At 65.0% G+C, this 12511-nt stretch carries 11 protein-coding genes; 3 read left to right on the top strand and 8 right to left on the bottom strand.

Features of this window, described 5'->3' with window-relative positions; all coding sequences use genetic code 11:
- Positions 1–130: 130 nt before the first annotated feature.
- On the top strand, positions 131–331 hold the full coding sequence (locus tag AB1384_07300) for a zinc ribbon domain-containing protein (GenBank protein MEW6554075.1): 201 nt from the start codon (positions 131–133) through the stop codon (positions 329–331).
- A 379-nt stretch (positions 332–710) separates the two neighbouring features.
- On the opposite strand, the gene AB1384_07295 is transcribed toward AB1384_07300, so the two are convergent.
- Positions 711–2039 carry an NAD(P)/FAD-dependent oxidoreductase gene (locus AB1384_07295; GenBank protein ID MEW6554074.1) on the bottom strand — a complete coding sequence of 443 codons (1329 nt, stop codon included), beginning with the start codon at positions 2037–2039 and terminating at the stop codon, positions 711–713.
- Between the two features lie 176 nt (positions 2040–2215).
- Here AB1384_07295 and AB1384_07290 point away from each other — a divergent pair, with 176 nt between their 5' ends.
- The gene (locus AB1384_07290) at positions 2216–2782 is read left to right on the top strand and encodes a DUF308 domain-containing protein (protein ID MEW6554073.1); all 567 of its coding nucleotides are present in this window, start codon (positions 2216–2218) and stop codon (positions 2780–2782) included.
- Positions 2783–2848: 66 nt separating this feature from the next.
- Here the strand turns inward: AB1384_07290 and AB1384_07285 are convergent, their stop codons facing one another.
- A complete protein-coding gene (locus tag AB1384_07285) occupies positions 2849–3421 on the bottom strand; it encodes a DUF308 domain-containing protein (GenBank protein ID MEW6554072.1) in 573 nt (190 codons plus the stop codon).
- Positions 3422–3663: 242 nt separating this feature from the next.
- Complete coding sequence (locus AB1384_07280) at positions 3664–4014, bottom strand: hypothetical protein (GenBank protein ID MEW6554071.1); 351 nt, start codon at positions 4012–4014, stop codon at positions 3664–3666.
- 172 nt (positions 4015–4186) lie between these two features.
- On the opposite strand from AB1384_07280, the gene AB1384_07275 reads away from it, so the two are divergent.
- Positions 4187–5191 (top strand): TIGR00341 family protein, encoded by a 1005-nt coding sequence (locus AB1384_07275; GenBank protein ID MEW6554070.1) that lies wholly within the window; start codon positions 4187–4189, stop codon positions 5189–5191.
- A gap of 9 nt (positions 5192–5200) precedes the next feature.
- Here the strand turns inward: AB1384_07275 and AB1384_07270 are convergent, their stop codons facing one another.
- The 5 genes from AB1384_07270 to AB1384_07250 form a co-directional block, all read right to left on the bottom strand.
- Entirely contained in the window at positions 5201–6559 is a 1359-nt protein-coding gene (locus AB1384_07270; protein MEW6554069.1) for an APC family permease, read from the bottom strand.
- 47 nt (positions 6560–6606) lie between these two features.
- Positions 6607–7095 carry a hypothetical protein gene (locus AB1384_07265; GenBank protein ID MEW6554068.1) on the bottom strand — a complete coding sequence of 163 codons (489 nt, stop codon included), beginning with the start codon at positions 7093–7095 and terminating at the stop codon, positions 6607–6609.
- Positions 7092–8522, bottom strand: coding sequence for an APC family permease (locus AB1384_07260; GenBank protein MEW6554067.1), 1431 nt, complete (start codon positions 8520–8522; stop codon positions 7092–7094). Before AB1384_07260 ends, AB1384_07265 begins: the two co-directional genes overlap by 4 nt.
- Before the next feature lie 50 nt (positions 8523–8572).
- The gene (locus tag AB1384_07255; protein MEW6554066.1) at positions 8573–9910 is read right to left on the bottom strand and encodes a dipeptidase; all 1338 of its coding nucleotides are present in this window, start codon (positions 9908–9910) and stop codon (positions 8573–8575) included.
- A gap of 209 nt (positions 9911–10119) precedes the next feature.
- On the bottom strand, positions 10120–12453 hold the full coding sequence (locus AB1384_07250; protein ID MEW6554065.1) for an arylsulfatase: 2334 nt from the start codon (positions 12451–12453) through the stop codon (positions 10120–10122).
- Positions 12454–12511 lie beyond the last annotated feature (58 nt).

The following is a 12511-nucleotide window of genomic DNA, read 5'->3' as shown; positions in this document are numbered from 1 at the left end:
GCGGCTTCGTCTAGGGTCCCCGTAGGGTCAGGCAAGGACCCCCGAAAAAACCGGTTGAGTTAGATCATGGTTCGCGACAGGACGGAAAGATATTATTATGCTCGTCAAGGAATCACGACGGGAGGTAAGGATGCCTATTTTCGAGTATCGGTGCGAGGAATGCGGAAACCGTTTCGACGCTTTCTTCCGCCAGGCAGAGGACGCCGACAAGCAGGAGCTGGTATGCGCCAAGTGCGGTTCCGGGAGGGTGCGCAAGCTGTTTTCGGTCATCGGCATCGGGGGTTCGGACAAGGGACTCGGTGCCGAATCATGCGGCACCCGCTCCACGTGACGTCCCTGGTAAAGGTCCGGTCCGGACCGGGAGTTGATGGAAGATGGAGTGGCTTATCCTTGTAGCGGTGATCGGGGTGTGGCTGGTGCTGAGCGGACTTATCCTGCCGCGCCTCGGGGTACCAACATGAATATCGGGCGCCTGCCGCGTGCGGCAAGAGGATGAAGAAGAAGGGAAGGGCGATAAGCCGACCTGACCCCTCGTGAGATCGCGTAGTCGAGCCGGTTGCCATTAGGCGAGCGGCTTTTCCATTGCAGGGGTCAGGTCTTGTATCTTGCATGCCATAATATGGAAGGTCAAGTAAATACCGGTTGGCAGACCTGTAATTCAAGGGATTTCTGTCAACATACCGCGGTATCCAAGATCCAAGACCTGACCCCTAGCCGCGGAGGGCGGCCGCGGCGGCGTCGATGCCGCTGCGCAGGGCGCCATCCACCGAGGGCATGTTCAGGTACTCTCCCGCCAGGTAAAGCCCCTTCACGTCACGGTAGTGGTCACGCTTCATGTTATACACCTGCCGCAGCATGCCCGGGGGTGAGAGGCAGACCGCCTCGTCCCAGCGGTAGATCTCCGAGAAAACGGGCTCATCGGGCATGGTGGGGATGTAGCGCTTTATCTCACCCTTGAGGCGGGAGAAGACTTCCGCGTCGGACATGGCGTTGAGTTCGAAGGCATGCTTCCCGAAGGTGAAGCAGTGTACCATGCCACCTCCCGGGGGGGTATAGAAAGGCGACTTGATGTTGTTGTCCACGAAACCGGCCATGGAGGTACCCTCCTTGCGCGGCAGCCCCACAGCGTACCATCCCTCCGGCAGCAGGTGCTCCTCAAGTCCGAACATGGCGTGGCAGCAGGCGCTGTAGGTCACCTTCTCCATGGGTGCGCGCAGGCTGGCGGGAAGGCCGGGCATGAGCTCCAGGGCCTTGGTGGCGGTTGTGGTGCAGATCACCGCGTCCGCCTCCATGAGGCCGTCCGCCGTCTCCACGCCCTTCACCGCGCCACCCTCGATGACGATCCTCCGCACCGGCGTGGAGAGACGCACGTCGCCGGCGCACTCCTCGTAGAGGCGCTCGGCCAGGGAACCGATACCGCGGGAGAGGGTGGATAGACCGTTCAGGGCATACCACAGAAGGGTAAGGCCGTAACCGGCCCCTACATCCTCGGGCTCACCCAGGGTTAGGCAGGAGGCGATGGGCTGGAAGAGGTACTCGAGGATGTCCTCGCCGCCCCGCCGCAGGGCCAGCTCCGCGAAGCTCTCATCATCCAGGTCGAGCATATTGCCGTAATCGATGAAGTTGAGGTCGCGCCGGCGCCTGAGCACCAGGGGCATGATCCGCGCGAACTGCAGCATCCCCAGCACCGACAGGCCGCGGAAGCGCAGGAGGTCGTGGCGGCTGCGCCACAGGTCGAGGGGATTCAGGCTGGCGATCGCGGGGTACAGCCCGCCTTTCCTGGCGATGGCCACCTTCAGGGGGAAGTGCTTGATCTCGTCCCCCAGACCCAGCTCGCGGCAGAGCCCAAAGGTGGTGTCGTAGTACTTGAAGAAGAACTGCGCGCCCAGGTCCATGGTGTAGCCCTGCCTGCGCGCCCCGATGATGCGTCCCCCCGCCAGCTCACTGGCCTCCAGGGCGACGACATCGGCGCCCCGCTTGCGCAGGGTATACGCGGCGGCAAGTCCCGATGTGCCGGCCCCGACGACGATGGCTTTCATAACGTCCCTCCCCGAATAAATGCTCGGTCTTTGTATGGGCTTGAATATTATAACAGGGGTCGGCGGGAATGAGATGAACGGGTGTGTCGGATGGTACGGATGCGGCGCCGCAGACGAGGCCGCGATCATGGATTAAAATAACTGCGAGGCTTGTTTGCGACGGAAAGGAGCGAAGCATGGAGCAGGCATTCATCGCGCGTCACTGGGGACTGATGTTGCTCAACGGGCTGCTGACCCTGGCCTTCGGCATCGCCATCCTGGTGTGGCCACAGGCTACTACCCTGGTGCTCCTGATCTTCTTCGGAGTGCTGGCCATCCTGTTCGGTATCGTGCACATCGTGGGGGCGATCATCGCGGCCCGCAAGCAGGAGAGCTGGGTACTGGAGCTGTTCCTGGGGCTGGCGGAGATCGTCATCGGCATCATCGTGCTGGCCCGCCCCGGCGTCGGGGTGGCGGCGGTACTCGTGCTCATCATCGTCTGGCTGATGGCCATGGGCATGACGGAGCTATTCGCAGCCATCGAGGTGAAAGCGAGCGCCGGCTGGAAGGTGTTTCTGGGCATACTCGGGCTGATCTCACTGGTCATCGGGTTCGTGTTCATGTTCAACCCCCTCTTCGGCATCAAGACCGTCATCCTCATCCTCGGCATCTACGCCGTCTGCATGGGGGTGCTCCGGGTCATCTTCGCCTTCGTGATCAGGAGCTGGCTCAAAGGGGAACCGGCGGCGCCCGCATATGCTTAGGACCTGAAAAAGGACGGGCCGCTCCCGCACCGGCGGGAGCGGCCGATATCCGACAGGTATTCTTGACTAACCCTCGACCACGATCACTTCCGGACCGCCGGCCTTTATATACTTGCGCAGCATGAAACTGACCACGATATCGATGATGCCCATGAGTATGATGTACAGGCCGAAGAAGAAGACCAGCAGCTTGAGGGTGGGCGCGGTGAAGAGCAACAGGCACAGGCCGACGATGATGGATACGATCCCCTCGATGACCACCAGCCAGCGGAGTTTGAACTGCGGGTCCATGGAGGTGCCCAGGGCCATCTGGATGGCCCCGAATGCCAGCAGCCATGCCGCCAGCAGGAAGAGGAAGACCACCGCGGTCGTCTCCGTGCGGACGATGGCCAGGATGCCCAGAAAGATGCTGACCAGGGCAATGCCAAGGGATAGACCCCACTTCTCCTTGCGCGACACCTCCGCGAAGAAAGCGATGGCGAAGATGATCCCGACGAGCAGGGCGAAGATGCCGAAGATGATCAGCAGCGCCTCGATGGTGTCACGCGGCCACACCAGCAGGATGATCCCGAAGGCGACCCCCAGGATCCCCTTGAGCAGCATATAGGTCCAGTTGCGCACGATAAAAGCACCTACCATGTCCATACCTCCTTCGATCCGGACAAACTCCGCTCGTTCACCTCATCATAGGCTTCGGACAGCGCCTCCATTTCGCGCCTCGGGCTGCCGGCGTGACCGGAACGCCGGCGACCGGTTTCGTCTACTGCTGTCTTCTGCAGCGACGCGGCTCTGTCCTTTGGCTTGATGCCCGCGACCGGCGTCCTGTCCCCCGATCTCGTCGCCGCGAGGCTGCGCCGGACTCGCGTCGGTTGGTGGGCAGGTCATGCCATCTGCGCCTGCCTGCTCCTGCTCACACCCCCGCTGCTGTACGAGGCGATATCGAGGATGACCCCCAGTACCACCCAGATCCAGCGCCACCCGTAGACCCCGAAGCCGGGCAGGTAGGCGAGGGCGTACATGAGGGTGGTATAGGGGAGCAGGATGAGCCCCAGCAGCGGCCACCAGAAGGTGCTGAAGGCGCGGGTCACGTAGGGCGTGAAGATCCACACGATGAGCAATGCCAGGCGGGGTGCGAAGACCCCCACGACGGCGGCGATACAGCAGCACATCCCGTCTCCTCCTCCCTGTTTCGCCTGTATGAACACCGTGCGCTGGACCCGGGGCTTTCCCATGCGCCTACCCCATTATTCCCCGCTCAGATCAAGGAATAACGGAAGAAAGGGACCGGCCGTGTTTCGGGGAATAATCTGGGTGATATGTACACGCGCACTTCCGCGGGGTCCCGGGCGTGGGGGCGGGACATGTCCGCTGTGCGGGGATGGTGAATCACCCGGGAGGTGATACATGGCAGGGTTAGCCGATATGCTGCACGGCGGCGAGGTCACCGCCGAAGACGTCGAGCTGCTGCAGGAGAAACTGCTCTTCGACCGCCACCCCAAGCGGGACCGCCTGGTGAGGTTCTTCGTCCTGCTCCTGCTCTCGGCGGTCATCGCCACTTACGGCGTGGTGAGCGACTCGGTGGCCAGCGTCATCGGCGCCATGATCGTGGCGCCCCTGATGACGCCCATCATGGCCGTCTCCCTCAGCATCGTCAGCGGGGACGGGCACAACATCATACGCTCCCTGCTAATCGTGGTAGCGGGCACCGCGGCGGTGGTGGGGTTCGCCTTTCTCCTCGCCGGGGTCCTTTCCGGATCGGTGCAGATAGAGGGCAACTCACAGATCGCGGCGCGCGTCTCTCCCCGCCTCATCGACCTCATCATCGCCCTGGCGTCGGGCGCCGCCGGCGCCTTCGCCACGGGGCGCGAGGACGTCTCCGATGCCCTGCCCGGCGTGGCTATCGCCGTCTCCCTGGTGCCTCCCCTGTCGGTGGTGGGCATCTGCCTCGCGGCGGGCGCATACGGGGACGCCCTGGGCGCCTTCATCCTCTTCATAACCAACTTCCTGGCCATCGTCATCGCCGGACTGGTCGTCTTCGCCGTGATGGGGTACGGTGGCGCCGCCCTACACCTCCAGGGGAGGAGGGCCAAGCGCTGGGCGGTATTCGTCGTCACCCTTGCCACAGTCATCATCACGATACCTCTGGGGATCACCAGCTATCACGTCACCTCGGAGCAGGTGCTGCATCAGCAGGCGCTGGAGGAGACCGAGAGGTGGCTGGACGGCAGCGGCTACGAGGTCTTCAGCATCGAGGTCGACAGCCGCCACGTGGACGTGATCGTAGCGGGCGATGGAGACCTCCCGCCCTTCGATGAACTCCTCGCCTCTATCGGCGAGCGGGCTGGAGACGTGCATATCGAGTTGAAGGTGGTCCCGGAGCGCACCTTCGAGGGGAACACCGGTTCCTGAAGGCCCGGGCTACTCCCGGATCATCCTTCGCAGCGCGCGGCCCAGGGGTGTGTCCAGCTCGCGGATGCGCCGCCTCAGCTCCTCCAGTTCGTGGGAGAGCCACCCGTTGTGGCGGAGGGCGTAGATGGCGTAGCCCGCGAGGGTCATGCCCGTACCGATGAGCACCGCTTTCAGGCCCAGGGAGGGGAGCTGGGCCCCGGTCGCCAGAAAGCCGATGACCGGGATGGTCACCCCGCCTGGCAGCTTCACTCCACCGCCCGGCCAGCCCTGCCGGGCCAGGCGGAAAGCGCCCACGTCCACCACGAGCATGGCGATGATGGCGGTGACGTTGGAGAGGGCGACTATGAGGTCTCCCCCGCGCGAGAAGACCATGAGCAGGGCGGCGATGATGGCCGCCAGGAACACGCTGAAAACCGGGTGGCCGCGCTTCGACAAGTGGCCTGCCGCCGGGGGCACGTCGCCCTGACCGGCGAGGCGGATCATCAGCTCGCTCGATCCCAGCAGGTTGGCGTTGGCCGCCGAGAGGGTGGAGACGCATGCCGCGAAGGCGACGAGGGGGCCGCCCCAAGGGCCTATGAGCGCCTCCGCGGCCTTGCCCAGGCCCGCCTCCCCGAAGTCGGACTGCCCGCTGGCCAGAAGCGCGATGATGACCCCGATATATACCGTCGCGGCGACGAGGATGGAGATGACGATGGCGCGGGGAACGGTGCGGTCGGGGTCGCGTACCGAGCCCGCCATATTGGTGACCACGTTGAAGCCGGTGTAGGCGGTGAAGAGCAGGGCGGTGGTGGTGAGCACCGAGCCGCGGCCGCCGGCGAAGAAGGGCGTCCACTGCACGTCGGCGATGAAGGCGATACCGTAGCCGGAGAGCAGCAGCAGGATGGCCACCTTGAGGGCGACCAGCCCCGTCTCCGCCTTGCCGATGATGTCGGCCGGGCCTAGGTTGAGCAGGGCGATGGCCGCGACGGCGATGAGCGCGGCGGCCGTCTCGCCCAGGGATTTCACGAAATACTCGTTCAAGTAGGAGCCGAAGGAGAGGAGCACGAAGGCGATGCAGACCACGGCGTTGAGGTAGAAGCCCCACATGGCGATGAAGCGCCAGCCCGGGGAGAGGATCTCCCCCAGGGGGGCGTAACCGGAGTCCCCAGGCTTCGAGCGGCTGGACACCACCACGAAGGAGAGGGCCGAGAGCAGCATGACCGCGCCTGCGATCAGGTAGGCGACGATGGCCGCGGGGCCGGACTGGTCCACGGCGATGCCGGAGAGGGTGAAGACCCCGCCGCCGATCATGGTCCCCACGCAGAAGGCCACGCAGGGGATAAGGCCTATCTGGTGCTTGCCTTCCTGCGGCCCCTCGCTATCCGGCACCCTGCCCTCCCGGAGCCAAACGCCCGACTATCCAGCACGACAAACGATTAAAGCGTCTCCAGGTCCTCCTGCAGCCAGGCGGGAAGCTCGCCTTGGAAGTCCATGTCCCTGATGTAGGGGAGCACCTTATCCACGTACAGTTCGGGATTGTAGACCTTGATCACCAGCAGCTGGAACTCGATCCACTCCGGCTCGGCGATGATGGGGCGTTGGGTTACCTCGCCGGTGCGCGCCTGGTCGTAGGAGAGGACGGCCTCGGCCAGGTTGCCCTCGACGACCTCCACCGCGTAGCCCCCGTCGTCGCCGAACACCTGGGCCAGGTCATCGACGAAGGCGGCCTCGTCCTCTACCTCCTGCAGAAGCCCCGCCTCCCGTGCCAGGTCGAAGAGCTCCTGGGCCTTGTCCTGGGCTTCCTCGTTGACCTTGGGCTTGCCTATCCAGTACCAGACCCCGACGGACAGTCCCAGCATGCTCAGGATGACGATTACCGATACGGTCCACTTGAACCACTTCTTTTTCATGATGGAGCCGCTCATGACGCGCCTCCTTCCTCCGCCGCCTCGCCTTCATTCCTCCAGGACGGCTTGCGCCGCCACAGGAGCAGAGCGGGGATGCCTATACCCAGGATCAGGGTCCCACCCAAGAGCATCAGGGAATACAGGCCAGGATTGCTGGTGCCAAACTGCGATGGCGGTATAAGCCCGATGCCGAAGACCAGCACCGAGGAGACGAGTCCGACCCCGGCTATGGCCATGAGGGCCGGCACCCTATAGCCGCGCACGCGGTCTGGCTGGCTGCGGCGCAGCCTCACCACGGCTATGAACATGAGCACGTACATGATGAGGTAGATCTGCGTGGTCATGGCGGAGAGGATCCAGAAGGAGCTGCTGACGCTGGGGATGAAGGCGAAGAGCAGGGCGACGATGGAGACGAGGATCCCCTGGCCGATGAGGATGCCGGACTGGATGCCGTTCCTGTTGGTCTTCTGCAGTACCGGCGGCAGGTAGCCGTTCTCCCGTCCCACCATGAGCAGGCCCTTGGACGGGCCGGCGAGCCAGCCCATCATGCCCCCGAGCATGGCGCAGACGATCATCACCGCGAAGACCGGAGTAAGGAACCCCATCCCGAAGTACTCGAAGAACTGCTGGAAGGCCTGCATGACGCCGGCGGTGAGGCTGATGGTCTCCCGCGGCAGTACGAAGGAGATGGCCAGCGCCGGCAGTACGAAGATGGCCACGGCCATGCCGGAGGCAACGAACATGGCCTTGGGGAAGTCCTTGCCGGGGCGCTCCATGCTGTTGACGTGCACCGCGTTGACCTCCATTCCGGCGTAGGAGAGGAAGTTGTTTACGATGAGCACCAGGCTGGCGATGCCCGTGAACTCCGGGAAGAACCCGGTGCCCGCCGCGTAGTTGGTGCCTCCACCAGCAACGTAGATGATGCCCAGCACCACCAAGGTTACCCCCGGGATGAGGGTGCCGATGACCATGCCCCCGCTGGATAAGATGGCGCTGGCCGAGAGCCCCCGGAAGGAGATGAGGGTGGCGATCCAGTAGAATACGAGGATGATGATCCCCGTGTAGATGCCGCTGGCGGCGAGGTCGGGATTGATGACGAAGGCCAGGGTACTGGCCACGGACGCCAGCAGGCTGGGATAGTAGGTGAGGGTCATGGCATACTGCGTCCAGATGGCGATGAACCCGGCGCGGGGGCCGATGCCCTCGGTGACCCAGCGGTAGATGCCGCCCTCCCAGCCGCTGGCCAGCTCGGCCGCGACCAGGGCGGTGGGGATGAGGAAGACGATGGCGGGCAAGAGGTACAGGAATATGCAGGACCACCCGTAGATGGCCATGGACGGCGTGTTACGGATGCTGGCCACGCAGGCCACGGTCATGAAACAGATGGTGGTCCAGCTCAGGTACTTGGTCACCCCTGTCCCGTTCCCCCCGTTGTTTTCAGCCATCGGCTCCTCCCTTCTATGCGGTCACAAGCCTGAAGGACAGACTGTCCCCCTCACTTCTCGGACAGGTATTGCAGCAGCAGCGCCTCGGACAGGACGCAGCGCTCCAGCTCGGCCAGGTCCACGCTCTCGTCGGCGGAGTGGATGGCCGCCGCGGTGTCCTCGGCGCCCCAGAGGATGATCTCCGCCTGGGGGGCGGCGGTGGCCAGGTTGCTGATGAGCGGTATCGAGCCACCCTGACCCATGAGCACGCTGTCCTTGCCGTAGACCTCGCGCATGGCGCGCATGGCCGCGGCGTAGCCGGGGCCGTCGGTGCGGGCGGAGAAACCGGGCCCGGACAGCCCCTCGGTCACCTCCACCGCGATGCCCCAGGGCGCTGATGCGCGCAGGTGGTCCTCCAGGCTCTTGCGGGCCTGTTCCGGGTCCTGTCCCGGCGGCACTCGCATGCTCACCCGCGCCCTGGCCGAGGGCACCAGGGCGTTGGCCGCGCCCTCCACCGCCGGAGCGTCCAGGCCGATGACGGTCACCGAGGGCTTCGCCCACAGGCGGTCGGACACGCTGCCCTCTCCTATGAGCGGGACCCCCGGGAGTATGCCCAGGGTCTCGCGGTAGACCTCCTCCGGGTAGTCCAGCCCCCCCCAGGGGAACGGGGCGATACCTTCCACTGCCGTGTTGCCCTTGTCGTCCAGGAGGCCCGAGAGCAGCCGGATGAGCACCATGAGGGCGTCGGGAGCGGGTCCCCCGAACATGCCGCTGTGCACGGGACTGCGCAGGGTCTTCACCTCCACCGTGCATGCTGCCATGCCGCGCAGGGTGGTGGTGAGGGTCGGCTCCCCGACCTTCCAGTTGCCGATATCTCCCACCACGATGATGTCCGCCTGGAACTGGTCCGGGTGCTCCAGCACGTAGTCGTCCAGGTGGCTGGCGGACTCCTCCTCGCCCTCGATGACCAGCTTCACTCCCACGGGGGGCCTGCCGCTGAAAGCGCGCACGGCGGCCGCGTGCATGACCACGCCGGACTTGTCGTCCGCGGCCCCCCGTCCATACAGGCGACCGTCCCGCACCGCCGGTTCGAAGGCGGGCGAGGTCCATTCCTCCTCAGGTCCGGGCGGTTGCACGTCGTAGTGGGCGTAGAGCAGGACGGTGGGCGCGCCGGGAGGCCCCTCTATCTCCCCGAGCACGGTGGGGTACCCGTCGGGCATGTCCATGAGGCGGACGTTTGCGAAGCCGACCGAGGTCGCGAGCTTCACGACGGCATCGGCCATCTCGCGCAATGGTTCGGGCGGGAAGCCCTCCAGTGATACCGAGGGTATGCGCACCAGCCGCTCCAGGTCCTCCCGCACCTCCGGCATCATGGCAGCCACCGCGTCACGCAAGTCCTTGATGTCCATGGTCCCCCTCTCTGCTCAACCCGGTAAGGTGTGGATGTGGGATTCTGGCCGTGAAACCCTTGTATTATTTCCACCCTTGCTATTCTTAAACCTCCTATAGACCGGCTCTGAGTGTATTACGGTTCCATGATGGTCAATACGAGCGGCGCAGCTCGCCTGGTCCCGGTGATCCACTCGGAGACGCGCGCAAGCGTCTCCCCCATCAGGGGTCACTGACGGTAGTGCGCCACGCGGGCCTCGCCTTCGGGGTCGTTATAGCCGGGGCCGTCCATCCTTATCTCCACCTTCCTGATGGTGCCGGTGAATGAGAAGGGTGGCCGGTACTGCGGCCACACCGCCGAGCCCGAGTCGGAGCCCACCTCCAGCCCTTCGGTGAAGGCGTAGACCGTCGGGTTGGTATGGGGTATGTCGCCTTCTCCCACCTTGCGGCCGTTCACGAAGATCGCCGCTGTGCCGGCGAGGTCCCCGGTCCTGCGGAACTCCATGCGCAGGGCCACCTGCCCCTCCGGCAGCTGGTCCTCGGAGGTGACCACGTAATGCTCGCGGGAGAGCCAGTTGCTGACGTAATGCAGCCTGCCGTCCTTCACGCACAGCGAGTAGCCCCCGTCGAGGCCGCCGTTGCAGACGATGACCCCCTCCGCCCCGCCTGGCGGTATCTCGACCTCGGCGGTGATGACGTGGGAGCGGTCCCTGAGGTCGGGGGAGCCCATGCGCACCAGCCTCACCGGATGGTGGTAGGTGTAGACCTCTCGCTCCTCCAGGACGTGCGGCCGCTCGTCCGCTACGGCCCGCGCCACGATGGCGTCATCCAGGGGCAGCACCTTGTACTTGCCGGCCTCCGCCCACCAGAGGTCGAGTAGTTCGCGCACTTTCTCGGGTCGCTCCGACGCGAGGTCGCGCATCTCGGAAAAGTCCTCGTCGATGTGGTAGAGCTCCCAGGTGTCCGCGTCGAAATCGCCGTCGTGCGCCTCCATTTCCAGGAGGTTGTTCGACCACCTGAAGATGAGAGAGGGGTGCGCGGTTACCAGCTTCCAGCCGCCGGCCCACAGGGCGCGGTGGCCCAGCATCTCGAAGTACTGCACCGTCTTGGGCGTGGGGGCGTCAGCGTCCGTGAAGCTGTAGGCCATGCTCTCGCCCTCCAGGGGCATCTGCGCGTACCCGCGCACCTGGGCCGGCATCTCGATGCCGATGGCCTCGAGCAGGGTGGGCATGATATCCACGGCATGGTGGAACTGGGAGCGGACGGCGCCCCTGTCCACGATACGAGCTGGCCAGTGGATGATGAGGGGGTCGCGTACACCGCCCTCGTGCACCATCTGCTTGTACCAGCGGTTGGGCGTGTTGCCGGCTCCGGCCCAGCCCGTGGCGTAGTGGGGGTGGGTGGTGGGGCCTCCCCATTCCTCCAGCTTCTCCAGCATGAACTCCAGGGTCTCGGGGGCGAAGTTGAAGAAGCTCATCTCCGTTACCAGGCCGTCCGCCCTTCCCTCGCCGCTGGCGCCGTTGTCGGAGAGGAAGACGACCATGGTGTTGTCCATGATCCCGGCCTGCTCCAGGAAGTCCAGCACCCTCCCGATATGGTGGTCGGTATGGGAGAGGAAGGCGGCGAAGACCTCCATCTGGCGCCGGAAGACGCGCTTCTCGTCCTCGGATAATCCGTCCCAGGCGCGCACGCCGGGGTTGCGAGGCGGGAGCACGGTATCCTCGGGCACGATGCCCATCTCCTTCTGCCGCCGCAGCGTCTTCTCCCTGATGACGTCCCAGCCCTCGTCGAACCGGCCCTTGTACCTGTCGATCCATTCCCGGGGGGCGTGGTGGGGCGAGTGGGTGGCGCCGGGCGCGAAGTACATGAAGAACGGCTTGGAAGGCGTCACCGCCTGCTGCTCGCTGATCCACTCGATGGCCTTGTCCGCCAGGTCCTCGTTGAGATGATAGCCCTCCTCGGCGCCGCGGGGAGGGTCCACGCGGTGGTTGTCGTACCACAGCTCAGGCTCCCACTGGTTGGTCTCCGCCAGGAGGAAGCCGTAGAAGCGCTCGAACCCCTGCCCCAGGGGCCAGCGGTCGTAGGGGCCCGAGGCGGTGGCGTGCTCGGGCGGCACCATGTGCCACTTGCCCAGGCACATGGTGTTGTATCCCCGCTCCACAAGGACGGCGGGGAGCATGGCCGCCTCTTTGGGGATGTAGCCGTTATAGCCGGGGTAGCCGTTGGGGAACTCCATGATCACCGCCGTCCCCACGCTGTGGTGGTTGCGCCCGGTGAGCAGGCAGGCGCGGGTGGGGGTGCAGAGGGCGGTGGTATGGAAGTTGTTGTAGCGCAGGCCGCCCGCGGCCAGGCGGTCGATGTTGGGCGTGTCGATGAGACCGCCCAGACCGCCGAAGCACCCTACCTGGGCGAAGCCGGTGTCGTCGAGGACGATCATGAGGATGTTGGGAGCGCCTTCCGGCGCCCGCGGCGGTACCGGCCACGCGGGCACGGAATCGGCCTGGGTGCGTCCGATGGTCCCCGGGAACGGTTCGCCGTCCGTATAGGTAAGATAATCCGCCACCACTTGCTCCTTTCCGTCTATATGGATCTAACGCTCGCACGGTACGGCAAAGGTCCCT

The sequence above is a fragment of the Actinomycetota bacterium genome (assembly GCA_040757835.1).
Taxonomy (GTDB): Bacteria; Actinomycetota; Geothermincolia; order Geothermincolales; family RBG-13-55-18; genus SURF-21.
Note: the sequence above shows the minus strand (reverse complement) of the source record. Positions and strands in the feature narration are given on the sequence as shown.

Bases quoted from the DNA above. Each gene is read 5' to 3' on its own strand.
- AB1384_07300 (MEW6554075.1), top strand. From the start codon at position 131: ATGCCTATTTTCGAGTATCGGTGCGAGGAATGCGGAAACCGTTTCGAC.
- AB1384_07295 (MEW6554074.1), bottom strand. From the start codon at position 2,039: ATGAAAGCCATCGTCGTCGGGGCCGGCACATCGGGACTTGCCGCCGCG.
- AB1384_07290 (MEW6554073.1), top strand. From the start codon at position 2,216: ATGGAGCAGGCATTCATCGCGCGTCACTGGGGACTGATGTTGCTCAAC.
- AB1384_07285 (MEW6554072.1), bottom strand. From the start codon at position 3,421: ATGGTAGGTGCTTTTATCGTGCGCAACTGGACCTATATGCTGCTCAAG.
- AB1384_07280 (MEW6554071.1), bottom strand. From the start codon at position 4,014: ATGGGAAAGCCCCGGGTCCAGCGCACGGTGTTCATACAGGCGAAACAG.
- AB1384_07275 (MEW6554070.1), top strand. From the start codon at position 4,187: ATGGCAGGGTTAGCCGATATGCTGCACGGCGGCGAGGTCACCGCCGAA.
- AB1384_07265 (MEW6554068.1), bottom strand. From the start codon at position 7,095: ATGAGCGGCTCCATCATGAAAAAGAAGTGGTTCAAGTGGACCGTATCG.
- AB1384_07260 (MEW6554067.1), bottom strand. From the start codon at position 8,522: ATGGCTGAAAACAACGGGGGGAACGGGACAGGGGTGACCAAGTACCTG.
- AB1384_07255 (MEW6554066.1), bottom strand. From the start codon at position 9,910: ATGGACATCAAGGACTTGCGTGACGCGGTGGCTGCCATGATGCCGGAG.